The sequence below is a fragment of the Marinobacterium sp. NO-S09 genome (genome assembly GCF_059179545.1).
This window is the reverse complement of record NZ_CP168954.1, coordinates 2,756,046-2,777,385: the sequence shown is the minus strand read 5'-3', so window position 1 is coordinate 2,777,385 and position 21,340 is coordinate 2,756,046. Positions and strand designations below refer to the sequence as shown.

Sequence of the window (21,340 nt, the reverse complement as noted above, 5' to 3'; positions counted from 1 at the left end):
CTAGATGGAAGATGCCTGATGGATGATCTGGTTCTGCTGATACAAAGTAACTGGCTGAATGCTGTTGCTCTGGTCTGGTTTATGCTCTGTTTTCGCGGGTACATGTATTACGCCGCTCATAAAAGCCATTCAACACCCTGCCTGTCGAGCATGTTGCATCTGTATCGCCGTGAGTGGATGTTGCGCATGCTAGCACGGGATGTACGAATCGCCGATACCACCGCCATTGCCAACCTGGAGCGAAGCGTTGCCTTTTTTGCCTCCACTACGATTCTGGTGTTGGCAGGTCTGGTAACGGTGATGAGTTCGGCAGAGAAGGCGATCAATCTTGTCGAAGATCTCCCCTTTGTGGTGGTGGCGACGCGGCAGGAATGGGAGCTGAAATTGCTGGTGCTGGTTGTATTGTTTATCTATGCATTTTTCAAGTTTACCTGGAGCCTGCGTCAGTACGGTTTTGTCTCAGTGATGATCGGCGGCGCTCCCTTACCCGGGGAGGAGCCGAGCGATAATCAGGTCAAGGCGCATGCTGAGCGTATCGCCACCATGGCCTCTATCGCCGCCAATAATTTCAACTATGGTCTGCGCACCTACTATTTCAGCATTGCGGTGCTGGGTTGGTTCATCAATCCCTGGTGCTTTATGGCCCTGAGTTTGGTGATTGTCGTGGTACTGTATCGCCGCGAATTTACCTCGCCTACGTTGCAGACCCTGACCATGAGTTCCGGAGAACCAAAATGACACCCGATGAGTATGCCGGTCGCTGCACCCGGTTTCTGCAGGCCCAGCCCCATATGCGCAAGCTCGGCGTTGAACTGGTTCATGCTGAAGCCAGCAGGGTAACGCTGCGCTTGCCTGTAAACCCGGAGCTTGTAAGCGGGGGCCTGGAAACCTATTTGCATGGCGGTGTTTTGACCACCCTGGTTGATGCGGCCAGCAGTGTGTCCACGCTTTGTGCGTTGGAAGCATTCGAGCTTTGCCCGACTCTGGATCTGCGCATTGATCATATGCGCATTCCTTCAGAAACCCGGCCAGTGTATGTCGATGCAGAATGCTACCGCATTACCCGCAGCGTGTTGTTCACCCGGGCGTCGGTCTATCAGGATGACAAGTCTCGACCAGTGGCCAATGCGGTTGCTACCTTCATGCGGCCTGAAGGCGGGGCTGTAGTATCCGATTTTCAGCAGCTGATTGAAGGGGGCGATGATGCAGCAACTGCTTGAGATGGTGAAAGCGGCGCATGCCAGTGGTGACTATCAGCCGCTGGTCGATTTGATCCCTTATGCACGCATGCTGGGGGTTGAGTGTGCCTGTTATGGTGAAGAGGTTATTTTCAAGCTGCCGGCCAACCCGGACACCATTGGCAACCCGACGATTCCCGCCATCCATGGTGGTGTTATTGCTGCGTTTATGGAGCTGACGGCGCAATTCCAGCTGACATTGCAGATGCCGCAGCCAGGCCTTGCCAAAGTGATCGATTTTTCTCTCGATTACATGCGGGCAGGTCTCCACCGGGATACCTTTGCCATCTGTACCATCAGCCGTCAGGGGCGCCGAATTGGCAACTGCTCGGTATTGGCCTGGCAGGAGCGCAAAAGCCGTCCCATCGCTCAGGCACGTGCACATTTTCTGCTCGATGCGAGTCCAATACAGGAATCTGCCACCTGAGTGCTTGAAAAGCTGTCAGGCAACCCCATATCCATTCAAGCTAACAGTTTGTTTTTCGGAGATTAGGTACGCCTGACATGAGCACTGAAACTCAGAAAGAAACCCTCGGTTTTCAGACAGAAGTAAAACAGCTTCTGAATCTGATGATTCATTCCCTGTATTCCAATAAAGAGATCTTTCTGCGTGAGCTGATCTCAAACGCCTCTGACGCATCCGAAAAGCTGCGCTTCGAAGCGCTCAATAATGATGCGCTCTATGAAGGTGAGCCGGAGTTGGCAGTCCGCATCGAATATGACAAGGATGCCAAAACCGTCACCATCGAAGACCGCGGCATCGGTATGAGCCGTGATGATGTGATTGAGCACCTGGGTACAATTGCCAAGTCCGGCACGGCCAGCTTCCTGTCCAATCTGACCGGTGATGAAGCCAAGGACAGCCAGCTGATCGGTCAGTTCGGTGTCGGCTTCTACTCCGCCTTCATTGTGGCCGAGCGCGTGGATGTGTATACCCGTCGTGCCGGTGCTGATGTGTCCGAGGGTGTACACTGGTCCTCCACGGGTGAAGGTGACTTCACCATCGCCAACTTTGACAAGCCCAAGCGCGGTACCCGTATTGTGCTGAAGCTGAAAGAGGGTGAAGAAGAGTTTGCCGACGGCTTCCGTCTGCGTAGCCTGGTACGCAAATACTCCGACCATATCTCCATTCCGGTGCAGATGCTGAAAGAAGAACTGCCGGGTGAAGATGAGGCTGAAGATGCTGAAGCCAAGACGCCGGAAATGGAGAGTGTTAACTCTGCCACTGCGCTGTGGACGCGTCCCAAGTCTGACCTCAATGATGAAGAGTATCAGGAGTTCTACAAGCATATTTCGCACGACTTCGCCGATGCACTGACCTGGTCCCACAACAAGGTGGAAGGTAATCTCGAATACACCAGCCTGTTGTACGTACCGGAAAACGCACCCTTCGATCTGTGGAATCGTGAAGCACCGCGCGGGCTCAAGCTCTATGTGCAGCGCGTTTTCATCATGGATCAGGCAGACCAGTTCTTGCCGCTTTACCTGCGTTTCATCAAGGGTGTGGTCGACAGCAACAACCTGTCACTGAACGTATCCCGTGAAATCCTGCAGAAAGACCCCAATGTCGACAAGCTGCGCTCAGCGCTGACCAAGCGTGTGCTGGATATGCTGAGTAAGCTGGCCAAGAATGACGCGGAAAAATACGCCACCTTCTGGAAGACCTTCGGGTCCGTGATCAAGGAAGGCCCGGCTGAGGACATGGGTAACCGTGACAAGATCCTCAAGCTGCTGCGTTTTGCTTCCACGCATACCGGCACCTCCGAGCAGTCCGTTTCGCTGGAAGACTATGTCAGCCGCATGCAGGAAGGTCAGAAAAAGATCTACTACGTGGTTGCAGACAACTTCAACACTGCGAAGAACAGTCCGCATCTGGAAGTGTTCCGCAAGAAGGGTATTGAAGTGCTGCTGCTGTCCGAGCGCATTGATGAATGGATGATGAGCCAGCTGTTCGACTTCGACGGTCACAATTTCCAGGATGTCACCAAAGGTGAACTGGATCTGGGCGAGACTGAGTCCGAAGAAGAGAAGCAGAAGCTGGAAGAAGTTGCCAAGGAGCACGAAGGGCTGGTTGAGCGCTTGAACAAGGTGCTGGACGACCGTGTTGATTCCATCCGTATCACGCACCGTTTGACCGATTCGCCGGCCTGCCTGGTGATTGGTGATTACGATATGGGTCTGCAGATGCGTCGCATCATGGAAGCGGCAGGTCAGGCTGTGCCTGAGAGCAAGCCGATCTTCGAAATCAACCCGGAGCATCCGCTGATCAACAAGCTGGACCATGAACCGGATGAAGACCGCTTTGGCGAGCTGGCGCTGGTGCTGTTTGATCAGGCCGGTTTGGCAGCGGGCGCTACGCTGGACGATCCTGCCAGCTATGTCACACGCCTCAACAAGCTGCTGCTGGAGTTGAGCAGCTAAGCCTGGCATAACAACGTGTGAATATAAGGGTGGCTCTTTGAGTCACCCTTTTTTGTAGGCTGCTCAGGGTCAAGGATTTTTCACAATAGTCGCGCTATGCTGACATGAAACCAACAAGGGAGAGAACACCAACATGAAAGCTTTGACTGCAGCGTTGCTGGGGATGGGGTTGGCTACCGTTGCCATGCAAAGCCAGGCGATGACCGCGGATGAAATTGTTACCAAGCACTGTACCGCTTGTCATGAAGCTGGCCTGGGCGGCGCACCCAAGCTGACCGACAAGGCTGCCTGGGCACCGCGTATTGCCAAGGGCGTTGATGCCATGACGCAGACAGTACTCAAGGGTAAGGGGGCCATGCCGCCCAAGGGCACCTGTGGCAGCTGCTCTGAAGCAGACATCAAAGGTGCGGTTGAAGCAATGACCGGCCCGTTGCAGTAAGCAGCAACATGCAAGCGGCAGGGGAGCAAGCCGAGAGTTTAGTTGCTCGCCTGTTGCATGAGTTGCATGGATTCTCGTGTCCACTTCAGGCTTTGCAGGTAGGTTGTATGGAGGCGTGACACCATCGCAAGGTCGTCACTGACCAGTGTACCCCGTACAAAGGCTTCGACTCTGTGAACCAACTCCCCCAGGGAGCCCTCTCTGTTTACGACGGCCGCACGTATTTGGTTACCGACCTGTATCTGTGCCAGTGCGTCTTCAGTGCTCATGTCGAGCAACCCATCCAGATGCAGCAGGAGGCCACACATGAAGGCTTCTCCTGGAGAGTCCAGTTGTTCTGCCTGGGCGGTCAATTCCGACATGCGGGCGAGCAGCAATAGCTGGCGCACCAGCTCGGTAGGCTTGCCGGGGTTGTCCGCCAGCGCAATCAGCGACAGCCACTTTTTAAGCTCATTCAGGCCCAGATACACCAGTGTGTCCTGAATGCTGTTGACCTGTCGTTGCAGGCCGAAGGCCGAGGAGTTTACCAGTCGCAGCAGCTTGTAGGTGAGGCCGGGATCGCGTTCGATGAGGGCCTCTATTTCGCTGAACTCCACATCCGGCTTGCTTAATGCGCCCATCAGCTGCAACAGAATAACCTTGCTGCTGCCGACGTGGCTGCCTTTGAGCAGCTGGGGCTTGCTGAAGAAGTAGCCTTGAAACAGATCAAACCCAAGATCTCTGCACTGGGCATACTCCTCGTGCGTCTCAACTTTCTCTGCCAATAGACGAACGTTAAAAGGCTTTAAGCGCTTGACCTGCTCTGCCAGCTGATTTGGAGACAGGGCGCGCAGATCAATCTTCACTATGCGTGCAATCTCAAGCAGGGGGATGGCATCGTCATTGTAGACGAAGTCATCTAGCGCAATGATGTATCCGGCTTTGGCCAGCTTTTTCGCCGTGGCAACCAGTTTGGGTGTGGCCAGGCAGTCTTCCAGAATTTCGACCACAATCTCTTTGGGAGAAACGCTGGGAAGCCTGTCCTGCTCAAGCATCTGCTGGGTGAAGTTAACAAACGCGGGTAGTACGCGCAGGTTGCCGGCTTCGCTGACGCTGGTATACGAGTGCAGGATGACGCGGCTGCTGGCCTGGTCGCCTGTGATCAGCGGCAGCGGATTGGTCCCTTCGTTATTCCTGTACAGCAACTCGTATGCCACCACTTTGAGTTGCTGGTTAAATATTGGCTGCCTTGCCATCAATATCTGTGCGGTCATGCATTGCTCCAGATAGGGAGTAGTTCCGGTGGGTGGCTCTTTTTGCCGACATAAAAGCTATTATGAATGATGCTAAGCTTAATAGTATAAATTTTGTGGGATCGAAGGTATCTTTTTAGAAAAGCCTTAATAGGAATCAATAAGAGAGGGCGTCAGTATGGGGCAAGAGCCAAGTAATCCGCGGTATGCGGCACTTCTGCAGGCCTGTCAGGATACCATCATGATTCTGGATGGCGAGACCATCGTCACGATTCATGCGGGCAGCAGTCGTTGGGCAGGGCAGGAGCTGGAGGGGAGGCGTCTGTCCGAGATATTGCCGGTTGATCTGGCTGAGCAGTTCTTATCGCAGCTTCGCCAGCTGACTCAGGGGGGGAAGGTTGCTGCCTTTCAGTTCCAGTTGCGCCCTGAGCATTGTCCTGAGCTGCGTCCGCTGGGACTCACTGAGCCGCATTGGTACAGTGCACGAGTCACGCTGACTCAGGAGGGCGAAACCCTGGTGCTGCTGCAGGATATTACCGAGCGCAAGCGTTTGTCGCGCAAGCTGACTACGCAGGCGCAGCGTGATCCCCTCACAGGTGCATACAATCGCCGTGCGCTGATGCCTGTATTGGATATGTCCGTTGCTCAGGCGCTACGATATGACGGCTCTTCCAGCGTGATCCTGCTGGAGGTTGATCAGCTTAAAGCGATTAATGAGCAGCATGGCTGGGATGCTGGTGACCAGGTGCTGCAGCACAGTGTGGCGACCTTGCACCGACTCAAACGTACCTCGGATTTTCTGGTTCGCTACAGTGATAGCCAGTTGGCTATGGTGCTGGGCGAGACCAACCATGAGCAGGCGCTGCTTGCGGCAGAGCGTATTCGTGATGCCATTGCAGAACTGGAGTTGCCCTTTGCCACGGGTGATATTCGCTGGACGGTGAGTATCGGCGTTGGCTCTGCACTGAACCCGGAAGATGATGGCACCCAAGTGCTGAAGCGGGCTTACGAGAATATGCTCGTAGCCATACACAGTGGCCGGAACCGGGTGGAAGGAGAGGCGCTTTAAGCGCCTCTTTTTTGTCCTGCGGTTCTAGAGTTTGGGGTGTTGCCGCAGGCAGTTGATCAGTGCCTGCATTTCTTCATCGGTACCGATGGTGATACGCAGGTGGTTCTCGATGCGAGGCTTGGTGAAGTGTCGCACCAGAATCTTGTTTTCGCGCAGGTAAGCCATGAGTTCAGCGCCACTGACTTTCGGGTGGCTGGCGAACACAAAGTTAGTGTGTGAAGGCAGTACTTCAAAGCCCAGCGTTTGCAGTTGTTCGTTGGTCCATTCGCGGGTGGCAATCACCTGATCCAGGCGGCTGCGGAAGTAGTTTTCATCTTCCAGCGACGCAGCAGCCACGGCCTGTGCCAGCATATCCAGCGGGTAGGAATTGAAGCTGTTCTTGACCCGTTCCAGTGCTTCAATCAGATCGGCATGACCAAATGCGCAGCCGATGCGTAACCCGGCCAGGGAGCGTGACTTGGAAAATGTCTGGGTAACCAGCAAGTTCGGATACTGGTCAATCAATGCAGTCGCACTTTCAGCACCAAAATCCACATAAGCCTCATCCACCACAACCACCGAGTCGGTATTGTTCTCCAGCAGAGCGCGAATTTCGCTCAATGGTACGCTGATACCGGTAGGCGCGTTGGGGTTGGCAAAGATAATACCGCCATTGGGTTGCTGATACTGGCTCAGATCGATGCGGAAATCGTCGGTGAGAGCAATGTGCCGGGCTTCAATGCCGTACAGATCGATATAGACGTTGTAGAAGCTGTAGGTCGTTTCCGGCAGTAGCAGCGGCTTGTCCTGACGCAACAGAGCCATGAACGTCAGTGCCAGTACTTCATCCGATCCGTTACCAATGAAAACCTGATTGGTGTTCAGTCCATGTGCATGCGCCAGTGACTGCTTCAGTTGGGCGGATTCCGGGTCCGGGTAGAGGCGCAGTCGCGAGGTGTCGAACTGGTCCAGAACCTTCCGTACGGCGGGTGCAGGCGGGTAGGGGTTTTCGTTAGTGTTCAGCTTGATCAGTCCCTCAACCTGGGGTTGTTCACCCGGCGTGTAGGGTACGAGGGACTGGATGGAAGGGCTCCAGAATCTGCTCATGAAAAGTCGCCTGTTGATCGAACAAAAGGCACATATTAGCAGACTGCCCGGTAGCACAGAAGCTGGGGCTTCTGTGCATTAATTCTTGTGGTGGCTGCCGGTATCGCGCAGATATTCGGGCGGCCGCGTCTCGGTGGTGCGGTCCAGAGCGCCGATATCCAGCATTGGGGCTGCGTCCAGGTGGTGCGCGCCCAGGATATGAGATACATGCTCCAGTGCCGCGACAATCATGGACTGTTCCCAGTCCGGCATATCTTCAAACTGGCGAATAAAGGTGTCCTGCAGGGTCGCCGGGGCTGACTTCAGCAGCTCCAGGCCTTCTTCTGTAGGGCAGGCCAGTACCTTGCGCTTGTCTGTGTTGCTGCGCTCACGGCGTACCAGTTTCTTGCGCTCCAGGCGATCAAGAATGCTGGTGACGGTTGCCTGGGCCAGGTTCATTTCCTTGGCCAGCATACCGATCGTCAGGGGACCATTAATCCTGAGCGTTTGCATGGTCATTAACTGCGGCATGGTCAGACCGGTCATGCGGCTCAGGTGTTTATCGTGCAGATCTGTGGCACGAATGATCTGGCGCAGCAGCACCAGTGCGTCCTGACTTTTTTCCATAGCGCTATATGTGTTTCCCGGGGCAGGTTGGATATCTGCGCGCTTTTTAGCCTGATTTCCGACGTAATGCAAAATTTCCGTGTCACCTCTTGTTAATTAATTTGCAACGCGAAGCAATGAAACTGTGCTTGTGTATCGCCCGATTGCTGGGGGCTCTGGCGCAAAATGCGCTCGTTACGGGTACTTATCTCTTAAGTAATGCGATTGCTTCCCTGCTTGAAATGTCATTATGAATATGTTTTATACTAAAAACCATAGCAAAGCGAAATATATCTAACACTATGGAATCTGACATTATTAATTTGCGTAAACCCAAGGCCACTGATGGCTTTGCCCTTCATAAATTGGTGGAGCGTTGCGCTCCTCTCGATCCCAACTCCGTTTATTGCAACCTGCTGCACTGCAGTCACTTCGCTGACACAGCCGTAGCGGCGGAAGATGAAAGCGGTGAACTGGTTGGGTTTATCTCCGGCTACTGCCCTCCGGCGCGTCCCGACACCCTGTTTGTTTGGCAGGTTGCGGTTGATGCCCGCTGTCGTGGCAAGAAGCTGGGACAGAAGATGCTGCTGGAATTGGCCGAGCGTCTGGCACCTAAGGGTGTTCAGTACATCGAGACCACGATCACACCCGGCAACATCGCATCCGAGAAGCTGTTCGCAGGCGTGTTTGCTGCCTTGTCAGCCCCTGTAGAGCGCTCGGTTTTGTTTTCAAAAGAAGAACACTTTGCTGGCCTGCATGACGATGAAGTGCTTTATCGCGCGGGTCCTTTCAAGCTCAGTACACAGAATTCGTAATCCAGGAGAGATCGATGAATATTTTCCAGACAACTGAATCAGAAGTTCGTACATATAGCCGCTCTTTTCCGGTGACTTTCACCAAGGCGAAAGGTGCAGTACTGACGACCGATGAAGGCAAGGAGTATGTCGACTTCCTGGCCGGCGCCGGTACGCTTAACTACGGTCACAACAACGATGTTCTCAAGCAGGCACTGATTGAATACATCAGTAACGATGGTCTGACACACGGCCTGGATATGCAGTCTGAAGCCAAGGCCAACTTCCTTGAGACTTTCCGTGACGTGATTCTGAAGCCGCGCGGTATGGGTGACTTTAAGGTCATGTTTACCGGCCCGACCGGTACCAACTGTGTCGAAGCGGCACTGAAGCTGGCGCGTAAGGTTAAGGGTCGCAGCAATATCATCTCTTTCACCAACGGTTTCCACGGTGTCAGTGGTGCTGCTCTGGCGGCTACGGGTAACCAGCATCACCGTGGTGGTATGGGTACTTCCCTGAATGATGTAACCCGTATGCCGTTTGATGGCTACCTGGGTGAAGGTGTTGATACCACTGAATACCTGGACAAGGTTCTGAGCGATCCGAGCAGCGGTGTTGATCACCCGGCAGCGGTTATCGTTGAGACTATTCAGGGTGAAGGCGGTCTGAACGCAGCCTCTTTCGAATGGCTGCGTAACCTGGAAAAAGTATGCCGTCGTCATGACATGCTGCTGATTGTCGATGACATCCAGTCCGGTTGCGGTCGTTCAGGTCGCTTCTTCAGCTTTGAAGAAGTTGGCATCAAGCCGGACATCGTGACTCTGTCCAAATCCCTGAGCGGCTACGGTCTGCCTTTTGCAGTGACCATCTTCCGCTCCGAGCTGGACCAGTGGAGCCCGGGCGAGCATAACGGTACCTTCCGTGGTAACAACCACGCGTTTGTGACCGCTGCGGCTGCTTTCAAACACTTCTGGTCTGATGATACTTTCGAGAAGGAAGTGCGTCGCAAGGCTGAAAAGCTGCGCGCTGGTCTGCAGGCGATTATCAAGTCGCACGGTGCCAGCACCCTCAAGCTGAAGGGGCGCGGCCTGATGAGCGGTATCGAGTGCCCGGATGGTGATCTGGCAGGTGCCGTGATCAAGGATGCCTTTAGTCAGGGCCTGGTCATCGAAACCAGTGGTGCGCATGACCAGGTCGTCAAGTGTCTGGTACCTCTGGTACTGACCGATGAGCAGATCGAGTTTGGTCTGAAGGTGCTGGATAAGGCTTTTGCCAACGCACTGGAACAGCGTGAGCGCAAGGCATCCTGATCGGGTGCCCTTGTTCGCTACAACACAACACCGATTTAACCAAGAGAAGTTGTCATGATCGTAAGAACTCTGGAAGAGTGTGAAAATTCAGAACGTCGTATTGTCTCCAAAACCTGGGAAAGCACGCGCATGCTGCTCAAGGATGACAATATGGGATACTCCTTCCATATCACGACCATTTATGCCGGTACTGAAACGCATATCTGGTACCAGAACCATCTGGAGTCTGTTTACTGCATCAGTGGTGAAGGTGAAATCGAGACGCTGGCCGACGGCAAGATCTACCCGATCAAGCCCGGCACGCTGTATAATCTGAACGAACATGATGAACATCTGCTGCGTGCCGATAAAGAACTGAAGCTGGCGTGTGTTTTCAACCCGCCGCTGAATGGCAAGGAAGTACACGACGAAAATGGCGTGTACCCGCTTGAGGCCGACACTGTCGAAGCCTGATCCTGCCATTTGCAGTCTTTCAACATGCCGGCTCAATGCCGGCATGTTTTTAACTTATTAGGGCCTTTGCCCCAATTTGGCACCACATAAGAGAGAAGCCAACAGGATAAAACATGCATACTGTAGAGAAGATCGGCGGCACATCAATGAGTCGTTTCAGCGAGCTGATGGACACTATTCTCATTGGCGACCGCAAGGGAGATGACCTGTATAACCGCATCTTCGTTGTATCCGCCTACGGCGGTATCACCAATCTGCTTCTGGAACACAAGAAAACCGGCGAGCCCGGTGTATATGCCCGTTTTGCCAATGCTGAAAACGAAAGTGCCTGGAGTGAGGCGCTGACGGAAGTACGCATCAAAATGCTGGATATCAACCGTGAGCTGTTTGGTGATACTACTGAGCGTGAAGAGGCTGATGCCTTTATTAACAAGCGCATTGCGGATGTTGAAGCTATCATGTCCAACCTCCAGGCGCTGTGCACCTATGGTCACTTCCAGCTGGACGACCACCTGATGAAGGTGCGTGAAATGCTGGCCGGTATCGGTGAAGCACACAGTGCCAACAACAGCGTGATCGCTCTGCGCAAACAGGGCGTCAACGCCCGCCTGCTGGACCTGTCCGGTTGGGATCAGGAAGAGCCTCTGCCGTTTGAAGAGATGATCGAGAGCAGTTTTGCTGATGTTGATGTCAGCAAGGAAATGCCGATCGTGACGGGCTATACCCACTGTAAGGAAGGTTTGATGAAAACCTTCGACCGTGGTTACAGCGAAATGACCTTCAGCAAGATCGCCACCAAAACCGGCGCCAATGAAGCGATCATCCACAAGGAATTTCACCTCAGTACGGCTGATCCGGGTATTGTCGGTCTGGAAAACGTGGTCACCATCGGTCGTACCAATTATGACGTGGCTGACCAGCTGTCCAACCTGGGTATGGAAGCGATCCACCCCAAAGCGGCCAAGGGCCTGCGTCAGCAGGAAATCGAACTGCGTATCAAGAATGCTTTCGAGCCGGACCATGCCGGTACAGTGATCAGCACTGATTACTGCAGTGAGAAGCCCTGCGTTGAAATCATTGCCGGTCGTCCGAACCTGTTCGCACTGGAAATCTTCGACCAGGAGATGCTGGGTGAAGCGCGCTACGATATCGAGCTGCCGCGTCTGCTGAACGAGCTGCGTCTGTACGTGGTCAACCGTGACTCCGATGCCAACAGCATCACCTACTTTGTTGCCGGTACCCGCAAGATGGTGACCCGCGCTGTTCGCCTGATCGGTCAGAAGTTCGAGAGTGCCGAGGTGGAACTGCACAAGGTGGCGATCGTGTCAGCCATCGGTTCCAACCTGAAGGTGCCGGGCATTCTGGCACGCACCGTCTCTTCTCTGGCCGATGCCGGTATCAGCGTTCAGGCGCTGCACCAGTCTATGCGACAGGTAGAGATGCAGTGTATAGTCAACCAGGACGACTATGAATCAGCGGTCAGAGCCTTGCACCACGCTTTGATCGAGCAGGAAGACCATGGAGATGTGATATGCGCTGCCTGACACGGGTAGTGATACTGATGCTGCTGGCGTTGCCGGCAGCCCTGAGTGCTCAGGAGGCCCCCGATTCGGGGGCCGAATCCGTTATGGACTCTGGAAATCAGCCGTCTGCGCTGGTGACTGAGCAAGACGTGCGTGATCACGTCGAAACATTGAAAGAACCCCTCTATAACCCGTTTATCGAGCGCTATCTGGTCGATGAGGTGAAAGCCTTGCGCACAGATATGGAGCGCCAGCGGGTTGAAATGATTCAGCAGATTACCGACCGAGAGCTAAAGGTGGCGAATAGCTCCATCTCCTATGCGACGGACACGGTAACCTATTTCTTCTACCTGATTGCCGCTGCATCCTCGATCCTCTTGATCGTGGGCTGGAGCTCCATTCGCGAGATCCGTGATCGGGTACAGACCATCGCCGATGAAAAGGTTGGGCGTCTCGTTGAGGAGTACGAAGAGCGACTGGAGCGCGTGGAGAAAGAGCTGCTGCGCAAGTCTCGTATCATCCAGGAAAACCAGCATGAGCTGGAAGTGACCAACGCCGTTCAGTCACTCTGGGTGAAAGCGACTCAGGAAACTTCCTGGGAGCAGAAGATACGCTTGTATGACCGCATCCTGGAGCTGCGCCCGGATAATGCCGAGGCTCTGACCTACAAGGCAGATGCCGCGCTGGAGCTGAACCAGCACCAGTGGGCAATTTCGCTGTGTAACCAGGCGCTCACGCTTGATCCGGACAGTGGCCATGCCTATTTCCAGCTGGCCTGTGCCTACGCTGATCTGGGTGCCAGCCGCATTGCGCTGGATTACCTGAAAAAGGCCGTTACCATCTCTGATGAATATCGTGAACAGGCGCGTCAGGAGCAGCGCTTGCTGTCGCTGTCTCAGGAGCCTGATTTCATGTCCGTGCTGACACAGCAGGACGCAGAAGAGGCCGGCAAAGAGGCTTGAGCCTCTGCCGGCTGGATGAAGGATTAAAGGTCTCGCAAGTGCTCCAGGTCGTCATATACATTGGCGATCTGGCGCATCAGGCGACGGTCCTCCATTAGATCTTCTATCTGGCGCCGACGCTTGCTGTTGTATTTGACCCTGCTGCGATTCAGATCGTCCTCATCATTCATCTGATCAGTCCAATCATCCAGCTCGTCATCATTGACTTGATCGACACGGATTTTGGTGCCCATCGCTTCTATCTCTCACACAGGTTACTGAAAACGATCCGGTCGGACCGCTCCGTTTTGCCAGTCAAGAATTGACCGGTTTCAGGCGGAATATAGTTCAGTACCTGAACAGGCACAAAATTGAAATTTGCTATCAGAACGATAGATTTGGCGGGAAGAAGCTAATCAATGCCCCAAGCCCGCAGGCCGGGGCATTGCGAAGGGTCAGCGCTCGAACACGTAAGTGCCGGGCGCGGGCCCGATGGGCGGGTAATCCGCTTTGGTATTGCCCATGGATGGCGGGTCTACAGGCTCGCCTGAATGGGTATTGAGCCAGTCATTCCAGGGCTCCCACCAGGAGCCTTCCCGGGCTTCATGGCGCAGTGCCCAGTCGTCAGCAGGGATGTGCTTGTCTTCTGCCGTTTGAACGCCCAACTGATAGTGGCGGCGTGGGTGTCCAGGCTCGCTGACAATGCCGGCGTTATGGCCACCGCTGGTAAGCACAAACGTCACTTCCGTATTCATCAGATCGTGCACCTTGTACACCGAGTGCCAGGGTGCTACATGGTCTTTCTGGGTTGCCACGCAGAAAACGGGTACACGGATGTCACGCAGCGAAATGGGGCGATCGCCCACATTGAAGCGGCCGCTGGCCAGATCGTTGTTCAGGAACAGGCGGCGCAGATATTCCGAATGCATGCGATAGGGCATGCGGGTGGAATCGGCGTTCCAGGCCATCAAATCGTTCATGCGTGGCGTTTCACCCATCAGGTACTCGTTGATGATACGGGACCAGATCAGGTCGTAGGAGCGCAGCAGGGTAAAGGCACCGGCCATCTGCTGGGTGTCCAGGTAGCCCTTGTCCCACATCATATCTTCCATGTAGCTGAGCTGGCTCTCGTCGATGAACAGCATCAGTTCGCCCGCTTCTGTGAAGTCGGTTTGTGCTGTAAACAGCGTCAGTGACTGCAGGCGGTCGTCGTTATCACGTGCCATGGCGGCGGCTGCAATGCTGGCCAGGGTGCCGCCGAGGCAGTAACCCACCAGGTGGACCTTGCGCTTGGGTACGATGTGGTTGATTGCCTGCAGGGCATCCATGACACCGCGGCGCAGGTAATCACTCATGCCCATGTCACGATCCTGAGGCCCGGGGTTGTGCCAGGAGATCATGAACACGGTGTGTCCCTTATCGACCAGGTAACGCACCATGGAGTTATGCTCGGACAGGTCGAGAATGTAGTACTTCATGATCCAGGCGGGCGTGATAAGGATCGGCTCGGCGGCGACCTTGTCGGTGCTTGGTGAATATTGAATCAGCTCAATCAGGCGGTTGCGGTATACCACCTTGCCGGGTGTGCAGGCCAGGTTCTCGCCAGGGGTGAACTCACTGGTTTGTGTATCCGCATCGCCAAGCAGGTTGTGCTGAACATCCTCCAGCAGGTTCTGCATGCCTCTCATCAGGCTCTGTCCGCCGGTATTGATGGCCTTCTCGACCACCAGTGGGTTGGTGGACGGGTAGTTGGTGGGCGAGAACACATCCAGCCATTGACGTGCCGCAAAAGAGACCACATTTTCATGATGGTCTGCCACACCTGGGATGCCGGTAGTGGCATAGTGCCACCATTGTTCCTGCAGCAGGAAACTCTGTGACATCACATTGTAGGGGAAGCGCTGCCAGGCAGGGTCGCTGAAGCGGCGGTCGCCGGGCAGGGAGGTGATGAACGGCTTGAGTTCGGGGTCAAACGCGGCGCGCATTGACCAGAGACCGAAAGCGCTATACTTGCGCAGGAAGTTTTCGCGCATCTCACTGAGTTTGCCGGGGGAGTGGGCGGTATGAATCAGCCAATCCATAAACGCCAGGGTCAGTGAAGCAGGGGACATGCCCTGGGTATAGCGTCCTTCGACGGCGTGCATGACACGGTCGATACTGTTTTTGATATCGGGAAGCGGCATTCGGGTCATGGTTCACTCCTTCGCGAAGTTTAGTGTGGCGTCCACAAGTGCAACGGCACTTCCGTGCGCAGTTGGCTAAGCCCAAAGTCCAATTGCCAGAGGGCCCGGATTTCGCTTTTGCTGCAGGTGCGAAATCGATAGAATAGGCGTTATACCATTACACCCTGATGAAAAGTGCCGAGCAGGCAAGGGGCTCACCGAGTGTCAACGAAATACCTGAAACGCTTCTTCAAACCCAAATCGATTGCGGTGTTCTGCGCCTCAGAGCGTGAGGATAGCATGGGCGGCATAGTACTGCGTAACCTGCTGGAAAGTGGTTATGCCGGTAAGCTGATGGCGGTCAATTCTCAGGGAATGGATGAAGTTGAAGGCGTGGCTTGTGTTCGCTCGGTGGGTGAACTGCCGGAAATGCCTGACCTGGCCATTATCTGCTCGCCGCCGGAAAGCGTTGCCGGCATTATTCGCAAGTTGGGCGCCAATATGGTCAAGGCGGCCATGATTCTGACCGGTGGCTTGAGCCCTGACAGCCGCACTGGTTCGCTGCGCGAAGCGGTGAAGGAAGCGGCACGTCCCTACGGTATCCGTATTCTGGGGCCGGAGTGTATGGGGCTTCTGGTGCCGGGTTCGAAAATGAACGCCAGCTATTCCCACGTCAATATCAGCAAAGGCAAAGTGGCCTATGTGGGCCAGTCGGGCTTGCTGGGGACGGCGATGATCGACTGGGCAAGCGGTCAGGAAATCGGCTTTTCCCATTTCCTGACGCTGGGTGATGGTGTGGACGTGGACTTGCCGGCCATTATCGATTACCTCGCCACGGACCCGGGCACACATGCGATTTTGCTGCAGATGGACCGTGTCATAGGCTCTGCGCGCAATTTTGTCTCTGCCATTCGGTCGGCCTCTCGTAATAAGCTGGTGCTGGTACTTAAATCCAACATCATCAGTGATGACCGCCTTTCTGTTGAATTGGCGCCGGGCGTCAGTGATGAGGATCAAGTCTATGACGCAGCCCTGCGCCGTGCTGGTGCTGTGCGGGTAGAAACTTCGGATCAGCTGTTTAATGCACTGGAAACCCTGTCACGCATGAAGCCCATGCGTGGCGAACGTCTGGCGATTGTCTGTAACGGCATGGGGCCGAATGCACTGGCGCATGACCGCCTGTTGCGCAAGCAGGGCAAGGTGTCTGATCTGACAGACCCCACCCGTGAAGCGCTGGCGCCGCTGTTGCCGAAAACCTGGAACGGCCGCAACCCGGTTGACCTGGGCGTTGAGGCAACACCGGAACGTTTTGCCGAAGTGATCCGCCTGCTCAGCAAGGACCCGAACGTGGATGCCATTTTGAGCATCCATGCGCCTACGCGTATGGCAGCCAGTGTCGACACGGCCGACGAGGTGATCAAGGTCGCCCGTAAAACACCGCGAAACGTGCTGACCTGCTGGATGGGACGCTTTTCGGCCATCGAAGCCCGCAACCACTGCAACTCGGCGGGTATTCCCACGTTCATGACGCCGGAAGAGTCGGTAGACGCTTTCATGCAGATGGTTGAGTACCACCGCAACCAGGCGGCCATGCGCCAGACACCGGCTCCCTTCCATTTGCATAATCTGCCCAATCGCAAACGGGCGCGTCAAATGTTACAGGACGCCCGTGCTGAACGGGATTACCTGCTGCACTCCGAAGCCTGTGACCTGCTGGACCTGTACGAGATTCCGACCCCCAACACCGGCTATGCCGATGATATTAACGGTGTAGTTGATCTTGCCCGTCGCATGGGCGGTTCTGTCGCGGTGAAGGCGCTGCACAAGGACAACGTGTATCCATTCTGTTACGACAGTACTTCGCATCAGCGTTGGCGCGATCTGGCGCTGGACCTGTTCTCCATCAATGAGGTCCGTCACGCCACCACCAAGCTGGGATACCGTATCGGCGAGCGTTATCAGCCGGACGAGTGTTTCGGTTTTGTCGTGCAGCAGATGAAACGTGGTTTCCAGTCCATGCAGATGAATGTGGGCATCACCCGTGACCCGGTGTTCGGCCCGCTGATTCTGTTTGGCGTAGGGGGGTACACCATCGACGTTCTGGCTGATCGTAATATCATGCTGCCGCCCCTGAACTTTGCTCTGGCACGCCAACTGGTCAAGCGCTCACGTATCTACAACATCATCGCCGAGAACAGCTATCAGCTGGAACGGGATATCGACCATATCTGTGAGTTGCTGATTCGGCTGTCGGAAATGGTGGTCGACCTGCCTGAGTTGAAATGTCTTGAGATCAACCCCTTGCTGCTTAACAAGCGAGGGTTGCTGGCGGTGGATTGTGCCGTGTCGCTGGCGGAAGATGCACGTCTATCCATCTCGCCCTATCCGGAATACCTGTCCGAGCGGGTGGTGCTCAAACGTTCCGGGCGTCAGGCAGTGCTGCGAGCCATTCGCGGTGAAGATGAACCGGCACATCTGGAGTTTTTCAATTCGCTGAGCCCCGAGTCCATTCGTCTGCGCTACTTCTACAGCCGTGGTGTGCCTACCCATGCCGAGCTGGCCAACTGGACACAGATCGATTACGACCGCGAAATGGCCTTCATTGTGTCAGCACCGAAACTCAGTGGTGCAGGATTTGAAACGCTCGGGGTAGTGCGTGCCGTCACCGATGCTGATAATGTACGTAGCGAGTTTTCTATCGTGGTTCGGGATGATATGCAGGGAGAAGGCCTGGGTGTCGTGCTGATGCAGAAAACAATCGACTACTGTCGTGCCCGTGGTACCCTGCAGCTGGATGGTTCTACCATGCCAACCAATAAGGGAATGCAGGGCTTGGCTCGCAAGCTCGGCTTCAAAGTCAGCTACAACATGGAAGAAGATGTTGTGGATATGAAAATGAAGCTGAACGAGCCCACGGAAGACTGGCAAATCTATCGCCTGCAACACTAAGTAATTTCTTGCCGTAAGGGGCGTCGCCGTTCAGGTGGCGCCATGCATGATGACAACTGATACTTCTACGTCTGCACTGAAGCTCTCGCTGCCGGTGCTGTTTGGTTATATCCCCCTGGGAGCGGCCTTTGGTGTGATGTTCTCCGATCTGGGATATCACTGGATCTACGCCACCCTTATGGGGCTGGTTATCTATGCCGGCGCCGGTCAATTCCTGGCCGTGGGCCTGCTGGCCAACCATGCCGGCTTGCTCGAGGTATTTGTCGCAACCCTGCTGCTGAATGCCCGGCACATGGTGTACGGCCTGTCTCTCCTGAGCACACTCAAATTGCAGGGACCGCGGCGCTGGTACCTGATTTTTGCTCTGACGGATGAGACCTACTCACTGCTGACCATGTTGCAGGTCAAGTGTGAGGAGCTGCGCTCACGGCTGCAATTCCAGGTCGCTGCCATGAACCATGCCTATTGGGTTATCGGCTGTACTCTCGGTGCCTGGCTGGGTGGTCATATCGAATATTCAACGGCGGGAATCGAATTTACCTTGCCTGCGCTGTTTCTGGTGCTAACGCTGGAGCAGTACCGTGCCGTGCGCCGTCCTCAGGTGTTTGCACTGGCGGTGGCGATTGGTGTGCTGGCGCTGGTGATCAGTCCCGATAATATGCTGATGCTGTCCATTGCGCTGGCAGTATCGTTATTGATCATGGCAAGGGGAGGTGTCGAGTGGAATCGTCTGCGTATCTTCTGACGTTCATCGTTGTGGCGGCCCTCGCCACATTCCTGACTCGGTTGCTGCCCTTTGTGCTGCTCTACCGTTGGGCCGAGCATCCTCTGCTTAAGCATCTGGGGCGGTACCTCCCCCCGGTTCTAATGGTGCTGCTATTGATGTATGCGTTGAAGGATGCACTGGTGACAGGCGAGCGTTTGCTGCCATCACTGGTTGCGCTGGCCGTGGTGGCTGTACTGCACCTGATGTGGCGCAATCCCCTTGTGAGTATTCTATCGGGAACGGGGCTGTACATGTTTCTGACGCAAACCGGCTTGTTGCTCTGACGTCAGTGCAAGGTAATCTGAAGCAAGCCGTGGGGGCATGCGGGCGTGCTCAGTGACCATCCGGGCAAAATAGCTCGTGCAGCGTGCGGATGATGGTGATGGCGGTATCACCGTTGAGAGAGTAGTAAATGGTTTGGGATTCGCGGCGTGTCCGTACCAGACCATCGCGACGCAATACCGCCAGGTGCTGTGAAAGGGCTGATTGGCTCAGGTCAAGGCAGCGGTTCAGCTCGGATACGGACAGTTCCTTGCCATCGAGATAGCACAGAATCAACAGTCGGCTGTCATTGCCCAATACCCGCATCAACTTGGCAGCAGCGGCTGCGTTTTCTTTCATCAGCTCCAGGCTGTCCTGCGGCAGTGCCTGTGCACTGGTGGGGCGGGTCGCGATGTCAGTCAATTGCTGTACTCCAAGCTCTTATTATATGGGGAGATTTTATCCCAATCCCGGCTTTGATCCTATTTTACTAATATACGAAGGCGTCATATAAATATAACCCGTATATAGTAAGGGCTTTTACAATACCCACGTCAACTTTAGTTGTATTAGCGACTAAAGTTGATTGTCGACAACTCGACTTATTTCGGCGTCCGCTTTACCTTTCGTGCCCAGCTGTGGTTGTAGGGGAATTTACCTATTCCTGGCTGCCATTTATCTTCGAGAGCACAACAAGGAAGCGACTATGGGCATTTACCGGCGTGAGCACGGTGCCGAACACCCGTACTGGAAAATGGGACCCTTCAAGGTCCGCTTACCCTTTATTCATCACCGTTGGGAGTGGCCTGAGACTATTCAGGCGCTGATCATGTTTGTGGTCGGTATGGCAATGATTCCCCTGCTGGAAAAATATCTCGGCTTGCCCTACGACGTTGCCCTGGCTTTCGTTGTTGTCTGCGGCCTTGGGTTCATGTTGCCGACAATCCTGGGTGTACCCATGGTGCCGGGCTGGATTACGCCGGCCATTCCGGTGGTCGGTTTGTACCTGGGCAATTTTGAACCGGGCCCCGATGCAATCCGGGCACTGATTGGTCTGCAGCTGGTGGTGACGCTGATCTTCTTTGTACTTGGTGTAACGCGCCTGGGCAGTAAGCTGGTGGAACTTTTTCCGGCATCCATCAAGGGTGGTATCTTGATGGGGGCGGGTATTGCGGCCATTTCCGGTGAAATTGTCGAAGGTGGTCGTCTGGCACAGACGCCGATTTCGCTGATCATTGGTGGTGCCGTCACCGGTTACATCCTGTTCTCCCTGTCATTCCGTGACTGGACGGAAAAGCACCGCTGGGCGCGCATTATCGCCGGTTACGGCATGGTACCGGGTGCCATTGTGGCCATGGTAATTGGCTGGGTAGCAGGTGAATACCCGATTCCGGATGTGCAGTTCGGTCTGACCTCTCCAGCGTTTGACAAGATGCTGGATTACACGGTGTTCGGGGTTGGTTTGCCTTCAATTGAAGTGATCTGGATGGCGGTACCGACAGCGATTATTGCCTATATCATCGCCTTCGGTGACATCATTGTGGGCAAAAGCCTGCTGGATCGCGTCGACCACCTGCGTCCTGATGAAAAGATTGAAGTGAACGTGGATCGCGTGCACCTGATTACTGCGCTACGTAACCTGTTGCACTCACTGCTTGCACCCTATCCGGGTCTGGCGGGTCCGCTGTTTACCGGTGCAATGGCGACCATTGCCGAGCGTTATCGTTATGGTCGTAAAGCCATGGATACCATCTACAGTGGTGCCAGCATCTTCTGGATTGTGGGCTTTATCGCACTGTTCATGCTGCCGCTGGTGACCGTGTTCAAGCCGGTGCTGCCGATTGCGCTGTCACTGACCCTGTTGATCACCGGTTACCTGTGTATCAGTGTGGGTGTTGAGCAGATTGATAACGCCACCTCCATGGGTGTGGCCGGCACCATGGGTGTTGTATTGTCAGTATACGGTGCTGCCTATGGCCTGGCCGTGGGTGTGCTGTTGTATCTGCTGTTCGAGAAGCGCTCGAAGAAGGCGCTGCAGGAACATGCAGATGAAGCCCCGGAAGAGCCTATTCATATCGAGGAAAGGGCAGAAGAGTACGGTAACCGCTAGG

Annotated in this window: 21 protein-coding genes; 15 read left to right on the top strand and 6 right to left on the bottom strand. The window is 54.8% G+C overall.

All coding sequences use genetic code 11. The annotated features are described in order from the left end of the window. The first annotated feature begins 18 nt into the window (after positions 1 to 18). The 5 genes from O3C79_RS12915 (at position 19) to O3C79_RS12895 (ending at position 4,098) form a co-directional block, all read left to right on the top strand. The gene (locus O3C79_RS12915; RefSeq protein WP_494383420.1) at positions 19 to 738 is read left to right on the top strand and encodes a DUF599 domain-containing protein; all 720 of its coding nucleotides are present in this window, start codon (positions 19 to 21) and stop codon (positions 736 to 738) included. Continuing rightward, the gene (locus O3C79_RS12910) at positions 735 to 1,220 is read left to right on the top strand and encodes a PaaI family thioesterase (RefSeq protein WP_494383419.1); all 486 of its coding nucleotides are present in this window, start codon (positions 735 to 737) and stop codon (positions 1,218 to 1,220) included. Before O3C79_RS12915 ends, O3C79_RS12910 begins: the two co-directional genes overlap by 4 nt. Then, positions 1,204 to 1,665, top strand: a complete 462-nt coding sequence (locus O3C79_RS12905) for a PaaI family thioesterase (RefSeq protein ID WP_010324275.1) — start codon at positions 1,204 to 1,206, stop codon at positions 1,663 to 1,665. Before O3C79_RS12910 ends, O3C79_RS12905 begins: the two co-directional genes overlap by 17 nt. Positions 1,666 to 1,742: 77 nt before the next feature. Continuing rightward, positions 1,743 to 3,659 (top strand): molecular chaperone HtpG, encoded by a 1,917-nt coding sequence (htpG, locus tag O3C79_RS12900; RefSeq protein WP_494383418.1) that lies wholly within the window; start codon positions 1,743 to 1,745, stop codon positions 3,657 to 3,659. A 133-nt stretch (positions 3,660 to 3,792) separates the two neighbouring features. Beyond that, on the top strand, positions 3,793 to 4,098 hold the full coding sequence (locus tag O3C79_RS12895) for a c-type cytochrome (RefSeq protein ID WP_494383417.1): 306 nt from the start codon (positions 3,793 to 3,795) through the stop codon (positions 4,096 to 4,098). Between the two features lie 38 nt (positions 4,099 to 4,136). On the opposite strand, the gene O3C79_RS12890 is transcribed toward O3C79_RS12895, so the two are convergent. After that, complete coding sequence (locus O3C79_RS12890) at positions 4,137 to 5,351, bottom strand: EAL and HDOD domain-containing protein (RefSeq protein ID WP_494383416.1); 1,215 nt, start codon at positions 5,349 to 5,351, stop codon at positions 4,137 to 4,139. 157 nt (positions 5,352 to 5,508) lie between these two features. Here O3C79_RS12890 and O3C79_RS12885 point away from each other — a divergent pair, with 157 nt between their 5' ends. Next, entirely contained in the window at positions 5,509 to 6,399 is an 891-nt protein-coding gene (locus tag O3C79_RS12885; RefSeq protein ID WP_494383415.1) for a GGDEF domain-containing protein, read from the top strand. 24 nt (positions 6,400 to 6,423) lie between these two features. Here O3C79_RS12885 and hisC read toward each other — a convergent pair whose 3' ends face one another. Beyond that, entirely contained in the window at positions 6,424 to 7,485 is a 1,062-nt protein-coding gene (hisC, locus tag O3C79_RS12880) for a histidinol-phosphate transaminase (protein WP_494383414.1), read from the bottom strand. Positions 7,486 to 7,563: 78 nt separating this feature from the next. Further along, positions 7,564 to 8,091, bottom strand: coding sequence for a MarR family winged helix-turn-helix transcriptional regulator (locus tag O3C79_RS12875; protein WP_494383413.1), 528 nt, complete (start codon positions 8,089 to 8,091; stop codon positions 7,564 to 7,566). 281 nt (positions 8,092 to 8,372) lie between these two features. On the opposite strand from O3C79_RS12875, the gene ectA reads away from it, so the two are divergent. The 5 genes from ectA (at position 8,373) to O3C79_RS12850 (ending at position 13,112) form a co-directional block, all read left to right on the top strand. Continuing rightward, a complete protein-coding gene (ectA, locus tag O3C79_RS12870) occupies positions 8,373 to 8,885 on the top strand; it encodes a diaminobutyrate acetyltransferase (RefSeq protein ID WP_010324282.1) in 513 nt (170 codons plus the stop codon). Between the two features lie 14 nt (positions 8,886 to 8,899). Then, positions 8,900 to 10,174, top strand: a complete 1,275-nt coding sequence (gene ectB / locus O3C79_RS12865; protein ID WP_494383412.1) for a diaminobutyrate--2-oxoglutarate transaminase — start codon at positions 8,900 to 8,902, stop codon at positions 10,172 to 10,174. Positions 10,175 to 10,228: 54 nt separating this feature from the next. Next, positions 10,229 to 10,627, top strand: coding sequence for an ectoine synthase (locus O3C79_RS12860; RefSeq protein WP_010324284.1), 399 nt, complete (start codon positions 10,229 to 10,231; stop codon positions 10,625 to 10,627). Positions 10,628 to 10,740: 113 nt separating this feature from the next. Next, entirely contained in the window at positions 10,741 to 12,171 is a 1,431-nt protein-coding gene (locus O3C79_RS12855) for an aspartate kinase (RefSeq protein ID WP_494383411.1), read from the top strand. Then, the gene (locus tag O3C79_RS12850; protein WP_494383410.1) at positions 12,159 to 13,112 is read left to right on the top strand and encodes a TPR end-of-group domain-containing protein; all 954 of its coding nucleotides are present in this window, start codon (positions 12,159 to 12,161) and stop codon (positions 13,110 to 13,112) included. The genes O3C79_RS12855 and O3C79_RS12850 overlap by 13 nt, the downstream gene beginning before the upstream one ends. A gap of 23 nt (positions 13,113 to 13,135) precedes the next feature. Here O3C79_RS12850 and O3C79_RS12845 read toward each other — a convergent pair whose 3' ends face one another. Beyond that, positions 13,136 to 13,345: a PA3496 family putative envelope integrity protein gene (locus O3C79_RS12845; RefSeq protein ID WP_010324287.1), complete on the bottom strand. Its 210-nt coding sequence runs from the start codon at positions 13,343 to 13,345 to the stop codon at positions 13,136 to 13,138. Positions 13,346 to 13,546: 201 nt separating this feature from the next. Beyond that, complete coding sequence (locus O3C79_RS12840; protein WP_494383409.1) at positions 13,547 to 15,283, bottom strand: PHA/PHB synthase family protein; 1,737 nt, start codon at positions 15,281 to 15,283, stop codon at positions 13,547 to 13,549. Positions 15,284 to 15,475: 192 nt separating this feature from the next. On the opposite strand from O3C79_RS12840, the gene O3C79_RS12835 reads away from it, so the two are divergent. The 3 genes from O3C79_RS12835 to O3C79_RS12825 are packed head-to-tail and all read left to right on the top strand — an operon-like array spanning position 15,476 to position 19,252. Beyond that, a complete protein-coding gene (locus O3C79_RS12835; RefSeq protein ID WP_494383408.1) occupies positions 15,476 to 18,202 on the top strand; it encodes a bifunctional acetate--CoA ligase family protein/GNAT family N-acetyltransferase in 2,727 nt (908 codons plus the stop codon). Positions 18,203 to 18,248: 46 nt separating this feature from the next. Further along, entirely contained in the window at positions 18,249 to 18,947 is a 699-nt protein-coding gene (locus tag O3C79_RS12830; RefSeq protein WP_494383407.1) for an AzlC family ABC transporter permease, read from the top strand. Continuing rightward, positions 18,923 to 19,252, top strand: a complete 330-nt coding sequence (locus O3C79_RS12825; RefSeq protein ID WP_010324291.1) for an AzlD domain-containing protein — start codon at positions 18,923 to 18,925, stop codon at positions 19,250 to 19,252. The genes O3C79_RS12830 and O3C79_RS12825 overlap by 25 nt, the downstream gene beginning before the upstream one ends. A 49-nt stretch (positions 19,253 to 19,301) precedes the next feature. On the opposite strand, the gene O3C79_RS12820 is transcribed toward O3C79_RS12825, so the two are convergent. Then, positions 19,302 to 19,589 (bottom strand): ArsR/SmtB family transcription factor, encoded by a 288-nt coding sequence (locus O3C79_RS12820; protein WP_040886334.1) that lies wholly within the window; start codon positions 19,587 to 19,589, stop codon positions 19,302 to 19,304. A gap of 346 nt (positions 19,590 to 19,935) precedes the next feature. On the opposite strand from O3C79_RS12820, the gene O3C79_RS12815 reads away from it, so the two are divergent. Continuing rightward, a complete protein-coding gene (locus O3C79_RS12815; protein WP_076461467.1) occupies positions 19,936 to 21,339 on the top strand; it encodes a xanthine/uracil/vitamin C permease in 1,404 nt (467 codons plus the stop codon). Position 21,340 lies beyond the last annotated feature (1 nt).